The sequence below is a fragment of the Sphingorhabdus sp. genome, from assembly GCF_044239045.1.
Taxonomy (GTDB): Bacteria; Pseudomonadota; Alphaproteobacteria; order Sphingomonadales; family Sphingomonadaceae; genus Sphingorhabdus_B.
Genome location: NZ_JBIICD010000001.1, coordinates 77,213 through 100,880, shown reverse-complemented (window position 1 = coordinate 100,880; position 23,668 = coordinate 77,213). Strand labels below are relative to the sequence as shown.

Below are 23,668 nucleotides of genomic sequence, written 5' to 3'. Positions count from 1 at the left end.
TTGGGCAGCTTTAGGAGCTGAACATATACTGCGCCGGAGGGGCCTCCCTTCGGCGCATTTTTTATTGCGCCGGCGTTAAGCTTAGGTCCGTCCAATTGGTCCTGACCCTAGCCCAAAAACATTTTCCTGTTGCATCGCAACGTAAAAGAACCAAGTTGGAGGGATGATGCGGCAATATGAATTGGTTGAGCGGGTGCGAGCGTATGCACCTGACGTTGATGAAGATCGGCTGAACCGGGCCTATGTTTTTACGGTGCAAATGCATGGCACGCAGAAGCGGGCATCGGGTGACCCCTATTTCAGCCACCCGGTAGAGGTTGCAGGGTTGATGACGGACCTCAAAATGGATGAGGACACGATCATCACCGCGTTGCTCCACGACACCGTGGAGGACACGCTGACCACTATCGAAGATGTTGAGAGGCGCTTTGGTCCGGAGGTTGCGCGCTTAGTCGATGGCGTTACCAAGCTGTCAAAGATTGAAGCGCAAACCGAAGATGAGCGGGCGGCAGAAAATCTGCGCAAATTCTTGCTCGCAATTTCCGACGATATCCGCGTGCTATTGGTCAAACTTGCCGACCGGCTGCATAATATGCGGACGCTGCATTTCATCAAAAGCCCCGAAAAGCGCCGCCGTATCGCCAAGGAAACGATGGATATTTATGCCCCGCTGGCCGAACGGATTGGCATGTATGAATATATGCGCGAGATGCAGTTGCTCGCCTTTGAACAATTGGAGCCTGAGGCTTATCAGACGATAACTGGGCGCTTGAAACAAATCCGCGAAAAGGCGGATGTCGAAATTGATCAGATCAACCAGACCATCGCTTGGGAAATGGAACAGGCTGGCCTTAAAATTAAAATTTCGGGCCGTGAAAAACACCCATATTCGATCTGGAAAAAGATGCAGGAACGCCATGTCGCGTTTGAACAACTAACCGACATCAATGCCTTTCGCGTGATTACCGAAACTACGGAAGATTGCTACCGCGCCTTAGGCGTCCTGCATCGGCGTTGGCAGATGGTGCCCGGACGTTTCAAGGATTTTATCTCTACACCCAAGCGCAACGGCTATAAGTCGATCCATACGACGATTATGTTTGCCAAAAATATGCGGGTAGAAGTGCAGATTAGGAGCGCTGAGATGCACCGCAACTCAGAGCATGGTTTTGCGGCACATTGGGCTTATAAACAGTCTGATAAGCCCGATGGGCAGGCGGGCTGGCTGCGCGATCTGATTGAGATACTCGAGACCAGCCAAGACGCTGAAGACATTCTCGAAAACACGCGGATGGCAATGTATCAGGATCGCATTTTCGCCTTTACGCCTAAAGGCGCGCTGCACCAGTTGCCGAAGGGCTCAACGGTCGTGGATTTCGCTTATGCTGTGCACACCGACCTTGGAGACAAAACGGTGGGCGGCAAGGTCAATGGCCGTCATGTGCCGTTGCGAACGCAGTTGCGCAATGGTGATATGGTCGAAATCCTAAAGTCTAAGGCACAAGAGCCGCAGCAGACGTGGATGAATTTCGTGACCACTGGCAAAGCGCGCGCCGCCATTCGTCGGCATGTCCGGCACCGGGAACGTGATGAGCTAGTCGTGATTGGGCGCAAGCTGTATGAAGAAATCGCCACGCGAATGCCGGGCAAGATTGGAAAAAAGGCGCTGACGGCGGCGGTGACGCGGCTTAAGCTGGAGGATGAGGACGAGCTGATGCATCGCATTGGCTTGGGCAAAATCAACGACCGCTCGGTGATGGAGGCATTGGTCCCCGGTTTCGATGCCGATGGCATCAATATTGATTTTCCCGGGCAAGAAAGCGCAATTTCTATCCGTGGATTGACCCCAGGCGTCGGGTATCATCTGGGTGAATGCTGCCACCCTATTCCCGGTGACCGGATTGTCGGCCTGCGGTTGGCGGGACAGCCGGTTGAGGTGCATACGATTGAATGCGACCGGTTGGCGAATGGAACAGACGCCGACTGGGTTGATTTGAGCTGGGGGCAGGGCAGCGACGGCGCCTCGGCGCGGTTACGTGTTATTATCCACAATAGGCCTGGCACATTGGGCGAAATTGCAGGGATATTCGGCTATCACAAGGCCAATATCATCCACCTGCGGATGACCGCGCGCGATGTTGAATTTCATACTTTTGAGGTCGATTTGGAAGTCCATGATTTGCAACACTTGATGCGTATCATCTCGGCACTTCGGGCGTCAGAGGCGGTGGCCACCGCAGATCGTGTCTACGACTGATTTAATCTTCGCTGATTTCTTCGCCGGGTTCGGCATATACAAACCGTTTCGCTAGTTCAAAACTATGTCCTGCGCGCAGGAAGGCGTTGAGCTGCTTATGCCGCTTCTCCGGCGGTGCCGCTTCCTGTGCAAAGGGGCCAAGCCGTTTTCGTCTGGCGAAGTTTTCGGCAGTGGTGAAAATGCTATCTTCCATATGCGCTTTGGCATTGATGGCATCGGCGTCACCAATGCCGCTGGCACGCAAATCTTCGTTCAGGCGTCGCCCGCCAAAGCCCTTGCGGACAAAGGACCGGCTACGCGCTTCGGCAAATTGGGCGTCATTGATATAGCCCAATGACGTGAATTGCTCGGTCAATCCGGCAATGTCGGCGGAACGTTCATCATCCCAGCCCCGTTCGCGTATTTTGCGCGTCAAATAGCCGGCCAATTTTGACTGCGTGGTGGCATATTTGCCCACATAATGCAGCGCCAATTGACGCAGACTTTCCGCATTCAACGGTGGAGCGGGCTTTTTGACAGGGCGGGGTTGGTTCACGCCCTATTCTTGCCACAGTCGGGCCGAAATTTGAACTGCTATCCTCGGCTATAGGCTATCGTGAATAAAAGTGAAACGGGCGGCCGCCCAATCACAACATGGGAAACATTATGAGCGCACTCGCATCCACGCCAACACAGGACAGCTTGCAACGCCGCTTTTCCGACTTTGCAACGATTGGTGAGGCGCTCGATTACGCCGCTTTGGGTCGGCGCGGATTGAACTTCCACGATATGCGCGGTCAGTTGGCGCGGCCTTATCCTTACAGTGAGTTGCGCGAAGACGCGCTGAAAATGGCGTATCGGTTGATCAGCCACGGCATAACTAAGGATGATCGCGTTGCCTTGGTTGCAGAAACAGGGACAGATTTTGCTGCGTTGTTTTTTGGGTGCGTCTATGCGGGCGCATGGCCCGTCCCACTGCCCCTACCGACCTCGTTCGGCGGCAAAGAAAGCTATGTTGATCAACTGTCGGTGCAGTTGAAAAGCTGTGATCCCAAAATATTGTTTTTCCCGGCCGAACTGACCGACATGGCCAATGATGCAGCTCGCGCTTGTAATGTAGAAGGCTTGGATTGGGAAAGCTTCAGCGAGCGGACCGCGTCAAAAACGGAACTGCCATCGGCGGACACGAATGAGGTTTGTTATCTGCAATATTCGAGCGGATCGACCCGTTTCCCGCATGGTGTCGCGGTGACGCATAAGGCACTGTTGAACAATCTGTCAGCCCACTCGCATGGCATGGAAGTGACCGAAAATGACCGCTGCGTGTCTTGGTTGCCCTGGTATCATGATATGGGGCTCGTGGGTTGTTTTCTCTCGCCTGTGGCGAACCAGGTATCGACCGACTACATGAAGACGGAAGATTTTGCCCGTCGCCCGCTGGCGTGGTTGGATGTCATCAGCGCCGCTGATGGCACGGTTATCAGTTACTCACCCACATTCGGTTATGACATTTGCGCGCGGCGGATTTCCAGCCAGAGCCATGTGAACGACCGCTTTGACCTCTCCAAATGGCGGCTTGCGGGCAATGGCGCGGATATGATCCGGCCTGACGTGATGCAGGCATTTGTGGACGCCTTTGGTGATGCGGGGTTCAAGGCGTCGGCGTTTTTGCCAAGCTACGGTCTTGCCGAAACCACGCTTGCTGTGTCCATCATGCCGCCGGGTGAAGGTATTCAGGTTGAGTTGGTTGAAGAGACTGAGCTTACAGGCCACCCTGGGGCGCCTGACCGCCCGGTCCGGTACCGTGCAATCGTCAATTGTGGTCGTGCGGTCAAAGATATGACCATCGAGATCCGCGATGAAAACAATGCAGCAGTTGCAGACAAGACGATTGGCAAAGTATGGTGCACGGGGCCTTCCTTGATGAAGGAATATTTCCGCGACAAGGAATCAACTGATGCTTGTTTGGTCGATGGCTGGCTCGACACCGGCGACATGGGCTATCTGTCGAATGGCTATATCTATATCGTTGGCCGCGCCAAGGACATGATCATCATCAATGGCAAAAACCACTGGCCGCAGGACATTGAATGGGCTGTGGAACAACTGCCAGGCTTTAAGGCTGGCGACATTGCGGCCTTTTCCGTGACGACACCAGGTGGCGAAGAAACGCCCGCCGTGCTCGTGCAATGCCGTACAACGGATGAGGTGGAACGGGCCAAGCTGCGTGAGCAGATCCGCGATAAGGTTCGTTCAGTCACAGGCATGAACTGCGTTGTCGAATTGATCCCGCCGCGCACTTTGCCGCGGACAAGCTCCGGCAAGATGAGCCGTGCCAAGGCGCGTAATCTCTATCTTTCAGGCGAGATACAACCTTATGCCATCGCGGCATAAGTCGTACTAAAGGATTTCGTGGACCTTTTCCTGAGGCCGACATAGCCGGACACCTTTAGCCGTTTCGACAAAGGGACGTTCTACTAAAATTGGATGCGCAACCATCGCGTCCAATATTCGCTCGGGCGATGCACCTTCGATAAGGCCTAATTCTTCGGCAGGAGATCCACGTGTGCGCAAAGCTTCGCGCGGCGTCAGGCCAGCATCGTGAAGCAATTGTTCAAGCTTTGACCGCGTAAAGGGTTGCTTGCGATATTCAATGACCGAAATCTCAACGCCTTCGGTTTCCTGGAGGATTGCTAAGGTTTTTCGCGAAGTTCCGCAGTCTGGATTGTGCCAAATCATTGCTTGCATAAGTGAAAAACTCCTCGGGTCTGGCTTCGATACCGCAAATCCGCGACCAGATGCAAAAGCAATCCAACGATTTTTACAATTTTCAATTGCATATGATAACGATTCTCAATAGTGGAGCAAAAATGAATTGCGAGTCATTCGCAATAAAAAAGGTTCATCATGCCCCGCCTGTCCGCGTCCCTTATCACTTTGTTGTCAGCTTCGGCGCTTGCGCAGCCCGCCTTGGCCGAATACGCGTTTGACTTCGAAGCTTATGATGACAGCCGGACGATCATCGTCACGGGCTTGAGTGATGGCTATCTTGCGACCAATTCGGTTACCGCGACAAAAACCGACACGCCGCTAATAGATATTCCCCAAACCATCAACGTGGTCACGCGCGATCAGCTGGATGATCAGGCGCACCACTCGCTTGCGGACATATTACGCTATGTTCCCGGAACGACTGTGGGCCAAGGCGAAGGCAATCGTGACCAGATTACCTTGCGTGGGCAGAACACCACCGCTGACTTCTTCCTCGATGGCGTACGCGACGATGTCCAATATTATCGCGGACTGTACAACATCGAACGGGTCGAAATTTTGAAAGGGCCTTATGCCCTAATCTTCGGTCGGGGCGGCGGTGGGGGTATCATCAACCGCGTGCAAAAATCTCCTTTGAGCGATGATGTCATTTATGCAGGGCAAGCAAGTATCAACAGCTTTGGCGCTTATGATTTATCGGCAGATGTAAACACGCCGTTAAGCGATGTTGCAGCTGTACGGATCAACGCGATTTACGAAAATCTCGACAGCCATCGCGATTTCGTTGGCGGTGCGCGTTATGCTTGGAACCCCTATGTAGCTTTCAAACTGAATGACGCGTGGAAGCTTGGGCTGTCCTATGAATATGTAAATGACGATCGTACAACTGACCGAGGAGTTCCATCAATCGCCGCTGGCGTTGGTCAGCCTAACCGCCCAATTGCAGGCTATCGCGACCAATTTTTTGGTGTCCCTGGCGCCAACTATACCAAGTTGGAGGCGCAAATCGCCAAGCTGCGGCTTGATGGTGCGTTAACTCCAAATTTGAGCTTTAGCGGAACCATATTATATGGTGACTATGACAAAATTTACCTGAACGTCTATCCCAACGGCGCTGCGACTGCGCCAAGTGGCACCGTTGCTTTGGCCGCTTATAGTGACCCGACCCAACGAGAAAATTTCATCGCGCAAGCTAATTTGGTCTGGGATGTGGAAACTGGACCGCTGACACATAAAATCCTCGTCGGTACCGAATATGGAGACCAAAAATCTGCCAATCGGCGCTTTAATGGCGTGTTCTCCTCAACAACGCTCAGCCTCACCAACCCCATATTCCCAACTGTCAATTTCAGCGAATTATCCCGCGATACCGTGTCCGACGTGAAATTCTTCTCGGCTTATGTTCAGGATCAAATCAGTTTTGGCGACCATATCGATATTGTTGCTGGCCTGCGTTATGATAATTTCGACATTGAAGGAACGGATCTGTTTCCAACGGTTGACCGGCCCTTTGCCCGCAAGGACGAAAAAGTAAGCCCGCGCCTTGGCCTGATTTTCAAGCCGCAGGAAAATATCTCTTTATATGGCAGCTATAGCCAGTCCTTCCTCCCCCGCTCGGGTGATCAGTTTTTGGCGCTGACGGTGACGCAGCAGAATCTCGCCCCGGAAAAATTCACAAATTACGAGCTTGGCGCCAAATGGGATGTGCAGCCCAATCTGAACCTGACATTGGCCGTGTTTCAGTTGGAACGCAGCAATGCAACGACGCCTGATCCAGGCAATCCGGTCGCCAGCATCAATATCGGCACGACGCGAACACAAGGCGTCGAGTTGGCGGTCACGGGCAAGATAATGTCATCGTGGCAAGTGCATGGCGGCTACAGTTATCAGGATGCAACTCTGGCGGGCAATGACAGCTTGCGTTTAGGGCAAGTTCCCAAGCATCAGGCGAGCCTGTGGAACCGCTATGACTTTAATGATCGATTTGCCGCTGGCCTTGGCATCATTCACCAATCTAGCCAGTTTGCCGCCATCCGGACAGTTCCCAATACAACAAAACTGCCTGCATTTACGCGTGTCGATGCGGCATTTTATTTTGATCTGAGCGACGCGTTACAATTGCAGTTGAATGTCGAAAACCTGCTCAACACCGATTATTTTTCGGATGCCCATAACAACAATAACATATCAACTGGTGCGCCTATGAATGGCCGCTTCACCATCAGGGCGAAGTTTTAAGCCGAAGTTGCGGCGGCGGCATGAGCCTTGGCATTTTCTACATAATGCGCAACGCCAAGCCGCATCCCCATCACCGCTGCATCGTCAAGGTCGCGAACAAAGCGCGCCGGCGAACCCGCCCATAATTGCCGGGTGGCAATGCGCTTACCTTGAGTCAACATCGCGCCAGCGGCAAGCATAGCGTCGCTTTCGATCACTGCGCCGTTCATCACGGTGGAAGACAGGCCCACAAAGGCGCGATCATGCAAGATGCAACCGTGCAGCATGACATTATGCCCTACCAGCACATCGTCACCAATGATGGTCGGAAATCCGTCCTCAACGCCGGGCATCGGGCCATCGCAATGGATTATGCTGCCGTCCTGAATATTGGTGCATGCACCAATGACCACGCGGTTGACCTCTGCGCGGATCACGCAATTATACCAAATGCTGGCGTCTGCGCCGATGGTCACATCACCAATGATCCGACAACCGGGCGCGATGAAAGCACTCTCGTGGATCTGCGGTGTTTTGCCGTTCAAACTAATGATGCTGATGTCGTTGCGTGCGTGTATCATTGGCTGTTCCATAGCTTAAGGTGCGGGGGGACGAATTCGTTTACGCGTTACGCCCTCAGCAAACGCGCTGCCACCGCAGCATGATAGGTCAATATTCCGGAACAACCCGCGCGTTTGAAGGCCATGAGCGTTTCCAGAACAAGCGCATCTCTGTCGCCTGCGCCCACCGTAGCGGCCGCCTCGATCATCGCATATTCGCCCGACACCTGATAAGCGAACACAGGCACGTCAAAGCGCTCACGCACCCGGCGGATGATATCAAGATAGGGCAGGCCGGGCTTCACCATGACGCTGTCTGCGCCTTCGGCAATGTCCATGGCCACTTCGCGTATGGCTTCGTCGGTGTTGGCCGGGTCCATTTGGTAACATTTCTTGTCACCTTTTAGCAGGCCGCGCGAGCCAACCGCATCGCGAAATGGGCCGTAAAAGGCACTCGCATATTTGGCGGCATAGGACATGATCTGGACATTATGGTGCCCGTTCATTTCCAGCGCTTTACGAATAGCACCAACACGGCCATCCATCATATCGCTTGGCGCGATGATGTCCGCGCCCGCATTGGCCTGGTTGATCGCTTGGTCGACGAGCACAGCGACGGTGTCATCATTGACGACATAACCGTCATCATCAATCAACCCGTCTTGCCCATGGCTGGTATAAGGGTCGAGCGCGACATCGGTCAAAACGCCGATCTTGTCTCCATGAGCTTGCTTGATGGCGCGAATGGCGCGGCACATGAGGTTATCGGGATTGAACGCTTCCGCGCCATCTTCAGTGCGGCGGTCGGCCTGTGTGTTCGGGAACAGCGCAATGCAAGGTATGCCCAATTCTATGGCTTCGGCAGCGCGCAGGACAATCTGATCAACGGACCAGCGCGAGACCCCGGGGAGTGTCGCAATCGGTTCCTCAACGCCTTCGCCTTCGGTTACGAACAATGGCCAGATGAGATCGGCAGGAGACAGCATATTTTCGCGCACCATGGCGCGGCTCCAGCCGGTGACACGGGTACGGCGCAGGCGGGTGTTTGGGAAAGAAGATATATCGCTCATCCAAAACACTTAGCGGCGATAGTTTCTTTCCTCAACGCCTTATCCGCCAGTCTCTATCCACCAGTCTGTAACCGACTATCGCGAAGTGTCAGTCGGTCAATTTCGCGCTTAGGTGCTTCGTCTTTTTTGGTCGCGGTTTTTAATGGCGTAAGCGCCGCACCTGGCGTGACGGACTTCAGACTTTGAAGCTTGCCCTTGAAACGGACGAGTTCACCCCCGGACAGCTGCGCGCGTTGCGTGAACGTCACGGACATTGGGTTGACCGCGCGTCCGTTACGATAAAGCTCGTAATGTAAATGTGGCCCGGTCGACAGGCCCGTGGAGCCGACATAGCCAATAATTTGCCCCCGCCGGACTCTGCTGCCTTGGCGCGCTACTATCCTGCTCATATGGCCATAGCCACTGGCAAGACCGCCACTGTGGTTGAGCCGCACAAAATTGCCATAGCCGCCATTGCGCCCAGCGAAAGCCACAACGCCGTCGGTCACCGCAAAAATAGGCTGGCCATAGCCTGCCTTGAAATCAAGGCCGGCATGCATCCGCATATAGCCCAAAATCGGGTGCCGTCTGGGGCCAAAACTGGATGTCACGGGACCATTCACCGGACGACTGAGGGCGCCTTTCGATTCGCCGACGCCCGATGCCTCAAACCATTGGGTGTTGCTGCCCAACGTCCATTTCAACATCTGAATATTGGATTTTCCACCACGGTCAACGCCAGCATATAGCAGGTCGCCCACTTTGACTTCGCCAGTTTCGGCGCGCTTGTAATCAACGATGATGTCAAATTGGTCAGTTGGCCGGATGCTTGATAAGGATGTGCGCCCAGAAATGACTTTCAGATAATCCTGAATAGCCCGCGCCGGCGCGCCAGCGGCCCGCGCCGAACGGGCAATGCCCTCACTACCAACGGTCCCACGAATACGCAGCGGCGTATTGTCGACATTTATTGGCTTTTTGTTCAATCTAAAACTGTCGCCTTCACGATTGACTTCGAGATTGAGGTCGAAGCGCGCCCGAAAAACCACCGATTCAAGTGGTCTTGGCTGATTTTTCGAGGGTCGCGCCCCAAGGATAATGTCAATGGGGGTGCCTGGCTCGATATCCGACAGTGCCGTTGCGCCTGATACCATATTCACCACATTAGCTGCCTCACTGCCGCTAACACCGGAACGTTGCAGTAAGCGGGCAAAGCTGTCGCCGCGTCCCAAAGATGCTGTGAGTTCGATGCGCGGTCGTTCCGGGCTATCGGCAAGTGCGACAACCGCGTCGCTGGCTGCCATGCGCTTGCCGCTGTCGCTGCCATATCCAATTGGCATTAGCATTTGTGCGCGCGCTTCTTCAAACTCCGCCTTGGTCGGCATGGAGGGCTGCACAGCGTAAATTGGTCCGTAATCTGGCAGAAGTGCAAGCGCAGCGGCGCTTAATGCGATTAAGGTCCCAAGCCCACGGAACCAGCGAACTGACCCAATATCTTGCCCAAGGTCTGGCACAAAATCGACTTCGGCCAAACGGCGTGACCAGCCTGCGCCAGACGGATGCTGTTCGGATTTTTGATGCATCGACTTGGTCATGGCATCGGATAACGACACATCCATGTCCCAGCCCTGTCCTGCAAGCCGTGTCTCTTTGCCGTCAAGCATAAGGCGTATAAATCCACGACTGTTTTCTCAACCCCATGGGCGTTCCCGCATGCACTCCTGTGGCGTGCGGTGGTTAAAGTCAAATAATCAGCAGCCTTGCCTTTATTGAACTGCGGCAAACGGTGCAAAATCGCGGACAAGCGTTGGAACTTTGGCCGTTACGCGCAGATCGAAATTTATCCGCTTCATAAAGTAGGGCACAATGCTATGGTTAATGTTAGCAAGGAGAGAGGGACATGAGCGGCGAACGGGTTGAATTCTTCTACGATCTTTCAAGTCCATGGACGTATATTGCGTTCCATAATCTCGATGTCCTAATCGCGCGTACGGGCGTGTCTGTCCGCTTACGTCCGATATTGGTCGGCGGTGTATTCAATGCCGTCAATCCGTCGGTATATGCCGCACGAGAAGCGGCGGATAACCCGAAGTTCAAGCATAGTTGGCGGGTTATGCGCGATTGGGCAAAGCTGGCGGGTGTCGAAATCAACTTTCCCAGCATCTATCATCCGGCAAAAAGCATCCATGCGATGCGGATGGCATGTTCGCTTGCAGGTGATCAGGTGGCGCTAAAGACGTTCAGTAAGGCCGCCTTCGAGAGCTATTTTAGCGCGCAGGAAAATCTTGACGACCCCGATGTGTTGGTCGCGGTGGCGAACAAGGCCGGTCTGGACGGAGAGGCCATGCGTACAGCCGCACAAACCGATGCTGTAAAGGCGCTGTTGCGCGCGAATACGGACGAGGTCATCGCGCGCGGCGGCTATGGTTCGCCGACGATATTTGTCGACACGGACAAGATGTATTTTGGCAATGATCAATTGCCGCTGGTTGAGGCTACTCTTCTCGGAAAGATATAATCATGAGGGCGCAAAAACTTGCAGCGGCGTGCTTATTGGCAATGGCGCTACTTGGCGGCTGTCATGTCAAAGAACAGAGAGATAATGTTCAAGATAAGCATCCGGTTTTTTATTTTGAAATTCCAGTGACAAATATGAACCGGGCAGTCACATTTTATGAAGACCTGATGGAATTAAAATTGGATCGTCAAATCGTTGACGGATATGAAATGGCGCTTTTCCCATTTGCGGATGGTGCGCCGGGAGCAACCGGAGCGCTTGCCAAGGGTGACGTATACAAGCCTTCCAAAGATGGCGCGATTATTTATTTTCAGGTGCGAGACATCAAATCGACTGTAGAAAAGGCCCAAAAATTGGGTAGACCCATATTATACCCTGTAAAGGATGTTGGCGAGGCTGGCTTCGTCGCAGAGATAGAGGATACAGAGGGCAATCGGCTTGCCCTTAATCAACCCCGATTGGATAAAGAATGAACGACCGCGTATCCATTTCCATTGACAATCATGTCGCCGATGTCCGCCTCACACGCGCGGACAAGATGAACGCGCTTGATCCGGCGATGTTTCAAGGGATCATAGCCGCTGGTGAAGAGCTTGCCCGCATGAAAGGCGTGCGCGCTGTGGTGTTGTCTGGCGAAGGGCGCAGTTTCTGCGCAGGCCTTGATATGGCAAGCATGGCGAGTGGCGGCGCTAGCGCGAACAGCGGGATGGGCAGCCTGACCGACCGGACGCATGGCAATGCCAACACATTCCAACAGGTCGCCATGCTCTGGCGCAAGTTACCGATGCCAGTGATCGCGGCGGTGCATGGTGTATGTTTCGGCGGCGGGCTGCAAATTGCCAGCGGCGCCGACATCCGCGTGGTTGCACCTGATGCGCGGCTTGCGGTGATGGAAATGAAATGGGGCCTGATCCCCGATATGGGCGGCTATGCTTTGTGGCGCGGGATGGTGCGCGAAGATGTTCTGCGTGAGTTGACTTACACCAACCGCGAATTTTCAGGAGCTGAGGCGCTGAGTATAGGGTTTGCGACGTTCGTGGATGAAAACCCACATGCCCGCGCCATAGCAATTGCCCGCGAGATTGCCGATCGTAACCCGCACGCGATGCGCGAGGCAAAGGCGTTGTTCAATGAATATGCCGATATGGACGAAGACGCGATATTGATGGCCGAAAGCGTCCGCCAAGCCCGCGTTATTCGTACGCCGAACCAGATCGAAGCCGTGATGGCCGGAATGCAAAAACGGGCAGGGGTTTTTGCCGATTAAGGCAGCGTAACGTGCAACCGTTCAAATTCGGCGCGCAACTCTTGTGGTAAGGGCGTCGGGCCATTCGTATCGGTGAGGACAATGGTTGTGATGCAGGTAGCTTTACATTCACCGCCTTGAAAAGCGGCAGAGGCGATGTCCCAGCTGCTGCTTCCAATCCGCAATATGCCGCTGGCAATTTCCACATGCTCTGGAAAGTGGGCCTCCGCAATATACTCAATCGCGACGCTGACAATCAGCCAGCGTTGGCCCGGCGCGCGGCGTTCTACCTCAATCGCGTGGTTGAACATGCCGCGGCCATGCTCGAACAATCCAGCCATGGAGACATTGTTGATGTGGCCCAGAAGGTCAAGATCGGCAAAGCGCGTTTCGGTGCGGTGTTTGAACGGGTAATTAGCCGGATCAAGCTGCCAGCTCTGCGGTTTCGGCATAGATGTTTCCATATCCTAGTTCGTCATCCTGAACTTGTTTCAGGATAACGAGCGGCGGTGTGTTATGCTGAAACAAGTTCAGCATGACGACTGTTTCGGTGCTTAAAGACCCCGACCGATCAGTTCTTTCATGATCTCATTGGTGCCGCCGAAAATCCGCGTTACGCGGGCGGCACGCCACATGCGCGCGATGGGATATTCATTCATATATCCTGCGCCGCCATGCAGTTGCAGGCAGGCATCGACAACTTCCCATTGCAGTTCGGTGTGCCACAATTTGGCAGCAGCACCTTCTTCGGCGGTCAGTTCTTTCTTATAGTGGCGGTTCAATGCCCAGTCGAGATGCGCCCAGCCGACCTGCAGCTTTGATTTAATATCGGCAAGGGCGAAACGGGTGTTTTGAAAATCAAGTAATGGCTTTCCGAACACAATGCGGTCGCGGCAAAAAGCGACGGTTTCGTCAAACGCCTTTTGCGTGCTGGCCATGGATGACACAGCGATCGAAAGGCGCTCCTGCGGCAGTTCGCTCATTAGATAGATGAAGCCCTTGCCTTCTTCACCCAAGCAGTTGGTCATGGGGACGCGCACATCTTCAAAGAACAGTTCGGAAGTGTCGGCTTCATCCATGCCGATTTTGTCGAGGTTGCGGCCGCGCTTGAAACCTTCGCGGTCGGCTTCAACCAAAACAATCGACATGCCCTTATAGGCGGGCTGAATTTCAGTGTCGGTCTTGACGCAGACGAGGATCAGGTCGGCATTTTGACCATTGGTGATGTAGGTTTTGCTGCCATTGATGACATAATGATTGCCGTCTTTCTTGGCGGTAGTCTTCATCCCTTGAAGATCGCTGCCGGTGCCGGGTTCAGTCATCGCAATGGCTGTAATAACCTCACCAGAGATCATTTTTGGCAACCAATGCTTCTTCTGTTCTTCGCTGCCATAGCTGGTGATATAGTTCACAACGATATCGGACTGCAGCGAAAAGCCTGTAGCTACGCCGCCATAATAAGCCGATTCTTCATCGACAATGGCATTATAACCGAAGTCGAGGCCAAGGCCGCCATATTCCACAGGAACGGTGGGGCAGAGCATGCCGACTTCGCCAGCCTTGGGCCAAATGGATTTGGGGACAATGCCCTCTTCCTGCCATTGCTTTGCGTGCGGCGCGACTTCCTTTTGCAGAAATTGGCGCACCGACTGACGAAAGGCCTCATGATCTTCATTATAGGCGGTGCGTGGAATGCTATCGAGTGACATGGAAAAATCCCCTGCAAAAATGTCCGGCGGTTTCTGCGTGCATCAATGACAGTAACTTGACGCGGACGTCAAGTCGAATTTAATCGGCTGATTAAACTGTTTCACCTGCATCGCGCGCACGCTCGACGATTGTCTGCTCGGCTTTTGGTACGGTGCGATAGGCGGCGATCAACAAGGCCAGCGCAACAGGTGCAACGGCAATGAGCGACAGGATGCCGATGCGCAAATTACCGACCAGCTTTCCATCGACCATTGTCCCGGCAAGGTCGGAAATCTGTCCGACCATATACGGACCGAACGACAAGCCAACTAGGGTAGTGCCAAGGAAGAAGGCAGCGGTTGCCGTGCCGCGCATACGCGGCAAGACGAGATCCTGTGTCGTCGCTGCTGCCGCACCAAGTGCCGTTGCACCAAGCATCCCGGCCAAGAAGTTCATGACGTAGAAAAGGATCGCGTTATCGGTGGTGTAGCCAATAGCGATAGGAATAATCGGGCCGAGAACGCCGAGAATGACCACAAGAATACGGCCGGCGGGATTTTTGGTGCGCAGGGCATCTGCCACGCGGCCACCTAGAATTACGCCCAAAAAGCCGCTGATTGCGCCATTCGCGCCAAGAATGAACGCTAGTTCCTGCTTTGGTAAGCCGAGTACAATTTCTGCATAGGGCGCAGACCAGAACGCAAGGGCATATGCCGCCAAAGCGACAAGGCCATAGCCGATGGTGGTGCAGATAAAAGCAGGCGTGCCCCAGATCAAGCGGAAGGTCGCTGGGTCCTTGGCGCGGAGCGTTGATGCCCATGAGAAGACGGCATAATAGCCAAAGCCGACGGCGGACCATTGTGGCAAATTGCCGGTGAGTTGGATCATCCAATAAGCAAAGGCCGCAATCGCTACGCCCGTTGCGACATTGATGGCTAGGGCAGCGGGGCCGCGCTGCCATGCGCCCAGCAGCGTAAAGGGCGGAACGATCATCGACAGGTCGCTCACAAACGCACGGAAGGGAGCAGGATGGGCAGGCGTCGCCAAACCATCCATCGCACCGCGAGCAGGCTCGCGCAGGCTTGCGACCCATAATCCTACCAAGACGCCGGGGAGACCAACGGCGAGAAACGCCGCTTGCCAGCCGACAAGGCCAAGTGGACCACCTTGCGGATAGGCTTCGTTCCAGCCTTGGACGATGAGCGCGCCAATGAACAACGACACGCCGCCGCCGATATACAGGCCGGAGGAATAAATAGCGAGCGCGGTTGCGCGTTGCCGCTTCGGGAAATAATCGGAAATCAGGGAATAAGCCGTCGGACTTGCCGTCGCTTCGCCGACGCCGACGCCCATGCGGGCGATGGTCAATTCAGCTTGATTGCGCGCAAAGCCGGACAGTGCGGTCATGATTGACCATAATGCGAGGCCGATGGAAAGTAGCTTCACTCGGCTCCAATTGTCCGCAAGCCGCCCCAGAGGAATGCCGAATAATGCGTAAAATACCGCAAAGGCCGCGCCGCCCAAAAAGCCCATGTCTGCATCGGTCAGGCCAAGATCAGCCTTGATATCAACGGCTAAGATGCTGAGGATTTGACGGTCGATGAAATTGAGGATGTAGACGACAACTAGCACCACAAGTACATACCAGCTGTACCTACTCGCCTCGGGCAATGGCGCTTCGGCTTCTTGTAAAACGACGTTGTTGTTTTCACCTTCGGCCGTCACACGCACATCACTCTCCCTATTTTGTCAATTGCGCCTTCTGCCGATATGGCTAGCAGAACAGCCAATCGGCGCAACCCGATTTACAAATGGTTCGGTGATGAGCCGCGGGGCGGTATTGCGCCTTGGAACAGCTGTGCGACTTGTTGCAGGCCTGCTAATCTTTTTCCTCTGCAAAAAACGTTACGTTATGTGTCGTGTTTTGCTTGAAAATAGAGCGATTTCATCCAATATAATCAACATGCGGCTATATTGCCGTGTTATGAGGAGAAATAAGTCATGGCACAGTGGTCCGATCCACGGGTAACCGGGACCCAGTCAAGTCTTGCAGGTGTTGGCTCACGCGCCGGCGACGTCGCTTTCGACGCGGGTCTGCGTTCGCACATGCTCAAGGTTTACAATTATATGGCGTCTGGGGTGTTGCTGACTGGCATCGTCGCGATGTTGTTTGCACAGACCGAACTTGCACAAAATCTGATGCTTAACCCAAGCTTGATGAGCTGGGTTATCATTCTGTCACCTTTGGTGGTTGTGATGGTAATGAGCTTTGGACAGGGTAAGTTTTCAGCGGCAACGCTGCAGGCAATGTTCTGGGGCTTTGCGGTCCTGATGGGGCTTTCGTTGGCGCGCATCTTCATGATGTTCACCGGTGAATCCATCGCACAAACATTCTTTGCAACATCGGCGGCTTTTGCTGGTCTCAGCCTTTGGGCTTACACCACGAAAAAGGACATGAGTGGTTGGGGAAGCTTCCTTGTGATGGGTATGGTCGGTTTGATCGTGGCATCCATCGTGAACATCTTCTTGGGTTCTGACACTTTGGGTTGGGTAATTAGCTGCGCGGGCGTGCTTATTTTCGCTGGCCTTACATCTTATGATACGCAGCGTATCAAGAACGAATATTTCTACCTTCAGGGTCCAGAAATGATCGGTAAAGCTGCTGTAATGGCTGCGCTGACGCTCTATCTCGACTTTATCAACATGTTCCAATTCTTGCTGAGCTTCCTGGGTAACCGCGAATAATCTTTGGCGGATCAGCTTGAACAGATAGAAATGGCCCGGTGGTAAACCACTGGGCCATTTTTCTTAGGGATTTGGTCTAACAAGGCTTTTCTTTTCGCGTAAAATCCCGTTGGAATTAGGCTCAGAATTTAGGAGACTTCATAATGCGCCCGGGCATCAAAAATCTAGCCGCACTCATCCTTATCACGGCTGTAGCCGCATGTGCGCCACCACCCGTAAAGGTCGCGCCTGTCCCCGTTCAGCTTCCGCCGCCGGCCACGCCAGCTATGCCGTTACCACCAGGCGGTGCTGCATTATCGATGACCTTGCCTCCCATCGGTGTCGATGGCATTCGCGTAACGCCCAATCGCGGGTTAAGCCGTGATGAGCAGATCTGGCATTTCCGTTCTGCGCTCAACGTCGCCGCGCTCAATTGTCAGGGCCCAGTTTGGGGACAGATCGCGACTGAGTATAATAAATTCATTGTCATCCATAAGGTGCTGCTGTCGAAAACCAGTAAATCGGTCGATCGCGAATATGTGGCGCGCTATCCAAAGCAGAATGGCCTGCGCATTCGCGACACGCGTATGACGGATTTGTACAATTATTTCGCACTACCGCCTGTGCGCGCGCAATATTGCGATATGGCTTTACGCAAGCTGCAAGAGGCCAATCAGGTGCCGAAAGAAGCCTTGCCCGAATATGCCATGGGCAGCCTCGCCGATATCGACAATGTGTTTGTCAATTTCTACGATGCTTATGCAAAATATGAACGGGATTTGGCGGATTGGAACATGAAATATGCGCCAAAGCCTGTTTATGATCCTGCCAATAACATCATGGCCCCGCCGGTAAACACCAGCCCGTAGCCGCATCTTCCGCCAACGGGACGGGGCCTTCCCAACCGCGACCATATAACGGGCGGCGGCTTCGGTTTCGACCTTTGCGATAGCGCGGGCATTATAGCCGTTCAGGCCTAACAGTAATGGCAGGCGCGGTCATGATATCGGCCGCTAACTTGGCTAATGTCGAAGAAATCGTCATCTATTATGTGCCTATATCCTTGCCCCTGATGGAACTTATCGCATAAGGCGACCATATAAAGTTATGACACGCCCCTCGCGCCTCGATGATCCGGAATATGCTAACTTCGCGTGGCAGCGATACTGGCGCCTCATGCGCTGGATGTTTGGCGTCACGTTGCTTGTGACCGCCATCGCATTGGGGACATTCTGGTGGCAGAATGGTGTGGTTTCCATTCACTTCTTCATCGCGACCACTGGTGCGATTGTTGGCGCAATCATGCTCACGGCGGCGCTTATGGGATTGGTTTTTTTGTCCAGCGGGTCGGGCCATGATGAAGCCATTGATGATCCATTTGAAGATGAAGCCGATCGGTGACCGAGAATATTCGAAATCTTCCGAAGCGGAATGACCCGGTATTGCGCGTCGTTCCGGGGCCAGCGGATATCAATGCCAATGGTCACATCTTTGGTGGCTGGGTGCTTGGCATGATGGATCATGCGGGCGGCATACTGGCTGGCCGTATTGCACAGGGCGCCTGTGCAACGGTTGCCATTGAAAAGATGGAGTTTATTGCGCCGATATTGTTGCGCGACATTATCTCGGTCTATGCAACTCTTGAGCATCGCGGGCGTACGTCGATGGGCATCCGGATCGAGGTGATCGCCACACGCGAGCGTGGCCAGCAAGAAGTGAAGGTCACCGAAGGGTTATTCACCTTCGTCGCTCTAGACGACAACCATAAACCGCGGCCCTTGCCGGAGACCTAAAGGTGCCGGAAACTAATCCAGCACCTTAAAATCATTCGGCGGCAGCAATCTCTTCATCACCAGCAGCTTTGGCGCGGCGGGCACGGGGCTGGCGCGCTGGCCTTTCAGCGCCATCATCTTCATCGGACGATATCGCAATTGATGGCGGCAAGACCGCAAGATCGAGACCTGCGGGGGCGTCATCCACGTCTTCACTGTGATGCCGGCGGGGGCCGCGATTTGCATTCCGATTATTTGCCGGGCGCTCGCTGCGTTCAGGGCGGCGGGTGCGCATATCACGTTGCTGCTCGCGCGGTTCTCTGTCGTTCGATTCCTCATCAGACGCGTCTTCCGCATCGTCATTACCTGATGCGGGCTGATCTTCGTAGTTGGGCGAGCGATCATAATTCGGCGTGCGGTCGTCATTCTGCCAATCATCGCGATTGTCATCGCGTGCATCGTCACGAGGGCGGCGTTCGCCTTGCTGTTCCTGCCGCGCTTCTTGCCGGCCACGGAAATCGGCGAGTACGCGGAAATAATGGTCAGCAAATTGAAGGTGATATTCCGCGTTCACGCGGTCACCATTGAACTGCGCATCTTGTGCCAGCTTTTTATATTTTTCCAACATCTGCGCTGCGTTGCCGCGCGCACGGTTATCAATCTGGTTCTGATAGTCAAAACCGCTACGATTGTTATTTTGCTGCCGGTTGTTGTTATTGTTGCGACCGCGCCGACGATTGTTGTTCTGCTGCTGCCTGTTGTTGGTATTCATCAGGGCTGACCCGTCCTCTTTTCTTGCACTTCAATTGCATGGAGCCCCTGAACCCGGTTTAGGTTGCGCAAGGGTCAACATTGACCCTTATACTTTGTCCATCTGCGCTGGGGGGCGGCTTCGCGTTGCAAAATCATCAAATCGGAGTTTTTGCTGCGATGCCTTTTTGTCCTAGTCTTACTATTCTTCGATTCCAAGCGAAAAGCGAATGACGCGCGGATTACCGGCAAGATCATGTCGCAATTCAGTCAGATACCCCGCTTCTGCACCAAGAGCGCACACGGAATCAGCCTGATTGTAACCAATTTCAAAAAATGCGACTCCGCCCGGGTCAAGGAAATCGCGCAATGACGGAATTAGGATTCGGTAGTCGTTCAGGCCATCGGCTCCGGCAAACAATGCGCTGTGCGGTTCATGCGCAGACACCATCGGGGCGAGAATGAAGCTGTCCTCAATATAAGGCGGGTTGCATAAGATGAGGTCAAACGGCCCAAGCCCTTCGCTCCAGCCCGCCTGCGTCCAATCGCGCATCTCAAATCGCGCGCGGTCGGCACATCGCAAACGCTGGGCATTATCTCTGGCCACTGTAAGTGCGCCTGCGCTGGCGTCGATGCCGATACCCACTGCGTCGGGGAATATCGACAAGGCCGCGAGCAAAAGCGCCCCTGACCCTGTCCCTAGGTCTGCAATGCGCATGGGCTGGTCCTTGGCGCTAAACCAATCCATCGCCGCCTCAAGCAGCGCCTCGCTGTCTGCACGGGGGATCAGCACGTTGGGCGTGACACATAGTTCAAGATCCCAAAACGCCTGGACCCCAGTGATATAAGCGACGGGTTCGTCGGCCAATCGGCGCGTGAGCAGGTCGGTAAAGCTTTCGGGTGCGCTTAAGTCATGCTGCAGCAGCAGCATCGCGGACCGATCAATGCCCAGCGCATGTGCTAACAACAACTCCGCGTCTAACCGCGGTGTCGGGCTGATGCCTTCAAGGGCAGCGGTTGCTTCGCGCAGGACAGGGGCAAGACCAGTCATCATCCGCCCGTATATCGCGCCGTAGATAAAGCCCAACTATATTTCCGCCTTGTGCATCCATTCCGCGCCTTGCCGCGTTAATGTGCATGTGGAGAATAAGTGTTGTCCTCATTATCCCCCTAGCAGGTGCATGAGGACCCAATGAACCCCGTCCGGATCCCTCCCCCGGGCGGGGTTTCGTTTGCCCGCTTGTTTATGCGGCGGCGTCAATCTTCACGGGGCCAAGCTCCTTTAAACAGGCTTGCAGCTTCGACATCGCCTCTGTCGGGCTGGGCGGGTTGGTGACGAGGTCGGACACGCTTTGGCCATCCATGACCTTGTCCGCTGCACAGCCGCAGACCGTATTGATATCGACGTCAATACCTTCGGGTATTTGCTCACCAGCGGCGGTCGTGCAGGTTGCGATGAGCGATTCCCGTACGCTAATCTGCACGGTATCGTTCAGCGCGCCGCCTTCACCGCATCCTGCCAGCGCCACCGACATTAGGGCTATCGTCATCATCCGTTTCATAAGCTTCCTCTTGTGCAGTACCCCCGCACCCAAAGATGTGGGAGGCACTGCCAAGATTACAAGGCGACCTTATTTGAAACCGAGGGCCGCGCGCATGATCTGGAATATCGTGTTTTGCTCAATCGTCCCTTTGAACAAATGCGCCTTGGGCCCTGCCGCGCGGGCGACGACATCGTCCCCGCCATGCGTTTCGGACATTAGCGGGATCAACGATTGTTGGCGGTAATTGAGCGCGCCCGTGTCCGCCTTTGCAGGGTCAGGGCGCTCGGCCGCATTTACCGCGCCGGGACCATTGGCATAGCCTAAGGTGGTGTAGCCTTTGCCATCCATCGCCAAGGTCGGCGTGCCGACAGGCGCAGACACGACACCGAGGATCGGGTTCCCGCGCTCGGGATAGCCAGCCATTGTGAACACATGGCTATGGTCCGATGTCACGACGATCAACGTTTCGCGCAGATCGACGCTCTCCATCGCGGCCTTGAGTGCGGCGTTCAGCGCGACGGTGTCCTGCAAGGCACGGCGCGCATTGCCGCCATGATGGGCATGGTCAATCCGGCCTGCCTCAACCATCAGGACATAGCCCTTTTGGTTCTTGGACAGCATCGCAATCGCCTTGGTCGTCATCTCGGCGAGCGATGGCTCCTTATTGCCTGCCGCTGTCCGGTCCGCCTCAAACTGCATATGCGATGGCTCAAACAGACCAAGCAGCTTGGTCGCCTTTTTGGGGTCAACTGCGGCAAAGCTCTCGCTGTTCCACACATAAGCGCCCTTCGGATTGGCGGCGGCCCAGCCAGCGGCCAGGTCCTTGCCATCGGCGCGCTTGCCTTTTCTGTCGGCATATTCGGGGTCCGCCATTGTCGCCGGAATGAAGTGCTGACGCCCGCCGCCCAGCATGACCTCAAGCCCGTCACCATGCGGCCATTCCATCATCTGCCGCGCAATGTCGGTGCAGCCAGCGGCCTTGGCCGCGGCGGGCATATTGGCATCCACCTCCCAATCGCGCTGCGCGGTGTGCGCGTAGGTGGAGGCGGGCGTTGCATGGGTAATCGTCGCGGTGGAGACGATGCCGGTGGCAAGGCCGCGATCCTCCGCCATGCCGAACAGGGATTGGACCTTAAACGGAGCCGTAGCGGCGCAGTCATTCTCAACCGCCTCTGGCCCCACGCCAATCACGCCATTCAGCGTTTTGACACCGGAGACAATCGCGGTCGCGGTGGGCGCGCTGTCGGGCACTTGCGCGTCATGCGAGTAAGTTTTGACCAAGGCGGTGTGCGGCAAACGGTCCATTTGCGCGACATAAGATTCGCCGTCGAGGCCAAGCTGCTGCCCCTCAAAAATCCGGCCAGCGGTCAATGTGCTCACGCCCATGCCGTCGCCGATGAAAAGGATGACGTTGCGCGCCTTGTTATTGTTAGGCTTATCCGCCTCCAACCGCTGTAGCTCGGCTTGCCCTGCCTTGAGATAGCCTTCGGTGGTGGTGATTGGTGGTTTCGCAGGTGCGGAAGTAGGAGTGGGAGCAGGGGCAGGCGTGCCATGCGCCAACAACGGCGCGGTGATCAGGCAGGACGCCAAAAGGGCGGATGTCAGTTTACGCATGCGATACTCCTCAAAAAGCTTGGTTCCCCATCGCAGATCAAGATGACCAGCGCGTGACAGGGCCGTGATGCCCAGTGTTTACACTGCCAAGCTTGCGTTGGCGAGGGGGCGTGTGGGGCGGGCGTATTTTGGCCATTGCGAACCTTCCCCTCCCGTCATCCTGAACTTGTTTTGGCTCTGCCAGCCTACGGCTCCAGGATAACGAACCACCGTCGCATGTTATCCTGAAACAAGTTCAGGATGACGAACTATGGGGTGAGGAAGATGGATGAACGCCTATTTCGGGGCTGACGCACCTGTCACCGTAATTCCGTAATTGTAATTGCAGAAAATGGACGCTTTCTCCTCGGCGTAAGAATCTTTTTCGAAGCGCCTCCATGCTGCTCAAATCGCTGATCATTGCAGCCTGAATCCTGCCAACCTATGCCAGCCAGATGTGTTTTTTGCAGTATCAACGCAAAGGCAAAAGCATTATTAAGAATCTGATTAAAAACAAATTTAGGTGAAATTTAACATGTCACGCTACTGCCCAAACTGCTCCGCAAAGCTTAGCCCTCTGATATTCTTCACACCTCGATTATTCTTCACACCTCGACCTCATTATCAATGCCCTTCGTGCGGTGTTAGAATCGGCTTTTCTGGTATGTTTTCATGGGGGCTAGAGATTGCCTTTCTTTTGCTATGCTTTAGTATTTACGATACTGTTGATGGGAATTTGACAGAAGCGTTTGTTGCGCTGCCGTTTGCTATACTGGTCTTGGCCCTTCAATTTTATTTTGCCAATATCAAGGTCATCGGCGGCAGAAACTAAGAGGTCTGCGTGTAAGAGGGATGCAATTACGGTGACAGATAAGTCATCCCCGAAATAGTATCGCTTTACTCTCTTCGTCGTGCTGAACTTAGTTCAGCATCTTACTTTCTGCAGATGGTCGGAATTAAGATTGTGAAACAATTTCAGGATGACGTTGGGTGTTTTC

General features: G+C 54.4%; 22 protein-coding genes. 10 read left to right on the top strand and 12 right to left on the bottom strand.

From position 1 onward, the window contains the following. The first annotated feature begins 163 nt into the window (after positions 1-163). Positions 164-2,257: a RelA/SpoT family protein gene (locus ACILP4_RS00445; protein WP_395618790.1), complete on the top strand. Its 2,094-nt coding sequence runs from the start codon at positions 164-166 to the stop codon at positions 2,255-2,257. 1 nt (position 2,258) lies between these two features. On the opposite strand, the gene ACILP4_RS00440 is transcribed toward ACILP4_RS00445, so the two are convergent. Further along, the gene (locus ACILP4_RS00440) at positions 2,259-2,792 is read right to left on the bottom strand and encodes a regulatory protein RecX (protein ID WP_395618789.1); all 534 of its coding nucleotides are present in this window, start codon (positions 2,790-2,792) and stop codon (positions 2,259-2,261) included. A 110-nt stretch (positions 2,793-2,902) separates the two neighbouring features. On the opposite strand from ACILP4_RS00440, the gene ACILP4_RS00435 reads away from it, so the two are divergent. After that, entirely contained in the window at positions 2,903-4,630 is a 1,728-nt protein-coding gene (locus ACILP4_RS00435) for a fatty acyl-AMP ligase (protein ID WP_395618788.1), read from the top strand. A 6-nt stretch (positions 4,631-4,636) separates the two neighbouring features. On the opposite strand, the gene arsC is transcribed toward ACILP4_RS00435, so the two are convergent. Next, entirely contained in the window at positions 4,637-4,984 is a 348-nt protein-coding gene (gene arsC / locus ACILP4_RS00430) for an arsenate reductase (glutaredoxin) (protein WP_395618787.1), read from the bottom strand. Between the two features lie 159 nt (positions 4,985-5,143). Between arsC and ACILP4_RS00425 the strand changes: the two genes are divergently transcribed. After that, positions 5,144-7,246 (top strand): TonB-dependent receptor, encoded by a 2,103-nt coding sequence (locus tag ACILP4_RS00425; RefSeq protein WP_395618786.1) that lies wholly within the window; start codon positions 5,144-5,146, stop codon positions 7,244-7,246. Here the strand turns inward: ACILP4_RS00425 and ACILP4_RS00420 are convergent. From ACILP4_RS00420 to ACILP4_RS00410, 3 genes are read right to left on the bottom strand one after another with little or no spacing between them, the layout of a single operon-like run. Next, positions 7,243-7,806 carry a gamma carbonic anhydrase family protein gene (locus ACILP4_RS00420; RefSeq protein WP_395618785.1) on the bottom strand — a complete coding sequence of 188 codons (564 nt, stop codon included), beginning with the start codon at positions 7,804-7,806 and terminating at the stop codon, positions 7,243-7,245. The genes ACILP4_RS00425 and ACILP4_RS00420 overlap by 4 nt on opposite strands. Before the next feature lie 47 nt (positions 7,807-7,853). Further along, entirely contained in the window at positions 7,854-8,855 is a 1,002-nt protein-coding gene (gene hemB / locus ACILP4_RS00415; RefSeq protein ID WP_395618784.1) for a porphobilinogen synthase, read from the bottom strand. A gap of 53 nt (positions 8,856-8,908) precedes the next feature. After that, complete coding sequence (locus tag ACILP4_RS00410; protein WP_395618783.1) at positions 8,909-10,498, bottom strand: M23 family metallopeptidase; 1,590 nt, start codon at positions 10,496-10,498, stop codon at positions 8,909-8,911. A 236-nt stretch (positions 10,499-10,734) separates the two neighbouring features. Here ACILP4_RS00410 and ACILP4_RS00405 point away from each other — a divergent pair, with 236 nt between their 5' ends. From ACILP4_RS00405 to ACILP4_RS00395, 3 genes are read left to right on the top strand one after another with little or no spacing between them, the layout of a single operon-like run. After that, positions 10,735-11,352: a 2-hydroxychromene-2-carboxylate isomerase gene (locus ACILP4_RS00405; protein WP_395618782.1), complete on the top strand. Its 618-nt coding sequence runs from the start codon at positions 10,735-10,737 to the stop codon at positions 11,350-11,352. A gap of 2 nt (positions 11,353-11,354) precedes the next feature. Continuing rightward, a complete protein-coding gene (locus ACILP4_RS00400) occupies positions 11,355-11,825 on the top strand; it encodes a VOC family protein (protein WP_395618781.1) in 471 nt (156 codons plus the stop codon). Continuing rightward, a complete protein-coding gene (locus ACILP4_RS00395; RefSeq protein ID WP_395618780.1) occupies positions 11,822-12,619 on the top strand; it encodes a crotonase/enoyl-CoA hydratase family protein in 798 nt (265 codons plus the stop codon). Before ACILP4_RS00400 ends, ACILP4_RS00395 begins: the two co-directional genes overlap by 4 nt. On the opposite strand, the gene ACILP4_RS00390 is transcribed toward ACILP4_RS00395, so the two are convergent. From ACILP4_RS00390 to ACILP4_RS00380, 3 genes are all read right to left on the bottom strand, one after another. Further along, a complete protein-coding gene (locus ACILP4_RS00390) occupies positions 12,616-13,050 on the bottom strand; it encodes an acyl-CoA thioesterase (protein ID WP_395618779.1) in 435 nt (144 codons plus the stop codon). The genes ACILP4_RS00395 and ACILP4_RS00390 overlap by 4 nt on opposite strands. A 102-nt stretch (positions 13,051-13,152) precedes the next feature. After that, positions 13,153-14,307 carry an acyl-CoA dehydrogenase family protein gene (locus ACILP4_RS00385; protein WP_395618778.1) on the bottom strand — a complete coding sequence of 385 codons (1,155 nt, stop codon included), beginning with the start codon at positions 14,305-14,307 and terminating at the stop codon, positions 13,153-13,155. Positions 14,308-14,398: 91 nt separating this feature from the next. Beyond that, entirely contained in the window at positions 14,399-16,012 is a 1,614-nt protein-coding gene (locus ACILP4_RS00380; protein WP_395618862.1) for a spinster family MFS transporter, read from the bottom strand. Positions 16,013-16,288: 276 nt separating this feature from the next. On the opposite strand from ACILP4_RS00380, the gene ACILP4_RS00375 reads away from it, so the two are divergent. From ACILP4_RS00375 to ACILP4_RS00360, 4 genes are all read left to right on the top strand, one after another. Further along, positions 16,289-17,032 (top strand): Bax inhibitor-1 family protein, encoded by a 744-nt coding sequence (locus ACILP4_RS00375; protein WP_395618777.1) that lies wholly within the window; start codon positions 16,289-16,291, stop codon positions 17,030-17,032. 143 nt (positions 17,033-17,175) lie between these two features. Next, positions 17,176-17,880 carry a hypothetical protein gene (locus tag ACILP4_RS00370; protein WP_395618776.1) on the top strand — a complete coding sequence of 235 codons (705 nt, stop codon included), beginning with the start codon at positions 17,176-17,178 and terminating at the stop codon, positions 17,878-17,880. A gap of 238 nt (positions 17,881-18,118) precedes the next feature. Further along, positions 18,119-18,412: a hypothetical protein gene (locus ACILP4_RS00365; RefSeq protein WP_395618775.1), complete on the top strand. Its 294-nt coding sequence runs from the start codon at positions 18,119-18,121 to the stop codon at positions 18,410-18,412. Further along, the gene (locus tag ACILP4_RS00360; RefSeq protein ID WP_395618774.1) at positions 18,409-18,804 is read left to right on the top strand and encodes an acyl-CoA thioesterase; all 396 of its coding nucleotides are present in this window, start codon (positions 18,409-18,411) and stop codon (positions 18,802-18,804) included. The genes ACILP4_RS00365 and ACILP4_RS00360 overlap by 4 nt, the downstream gene beginning before the upstream one ends. A 31-nt stretch (positions 18,805-18,835) precedes the next feature. Here the strand turns inward: ACILP4_RS00360 and ACILP4_RS00355 are convergent, their stop codons facing one another. The 4 genes from ACILP4_RS00355 to ACILP4_RS00340 all read right to left on the bottom strand — a co-directional run bounded on the left by ACILP4_RS00355 (position 18,836) and on the right by ACILP4_RS00340 (position 22,691). Next, positions 18,836-19,555 carry a DUF4167 domain-containing protein gene (locus ACILP4_RS00355; protein ID WP_395618773.1) on the bottom strand — a complete coding sequence of 240 codons (720 nt, stop codon included), beginning with the start codon at positions 19,553-19,555 and terminating at the stop codon, positions 18,836-18,838. A gap of 180 nt (positions 19,556-19,735) precedes the next feature. Further along, a complete protein-coding gene (gene prmC, locus ACILP4_RS00350) occupies positions 19,736-20,620 on the bottom strand; it encodes a peptide chain release factor N(5)-glutamine methyltransferase (RefSeq protein ID WP_395618772.1) in 885 nt (294 codons plus the stop codon). 157 nt (positions 20,621-20,777) lie between these two features. Then, positions 20,778-21,095 carry a hypothetical protein gene (locus tag ACILP4_RS00345; RefSeq protein ID WP_395618771.1) on the bottom strand — a complete coding sequence of 106 codons (318 nt, stop codon included), beginning with the start codon at positions 21,093-21,095 and terminating at the stop codon, positions 20,778-20,780. Positions 21,096-21,164: 69 nt separating this feature from the next. Then, entirely contained in the window at positions 21,165-22,691 is a 1,527-nt protein-coding gene (locus tag ACILP4_RS00340) for an alkaline phosphatase (RefSeq protein ID WP_395618770.1), read from the bottom strand. Between the last annotated feature and the right edge of the window lie 977 nt (positions 22,692-23,668).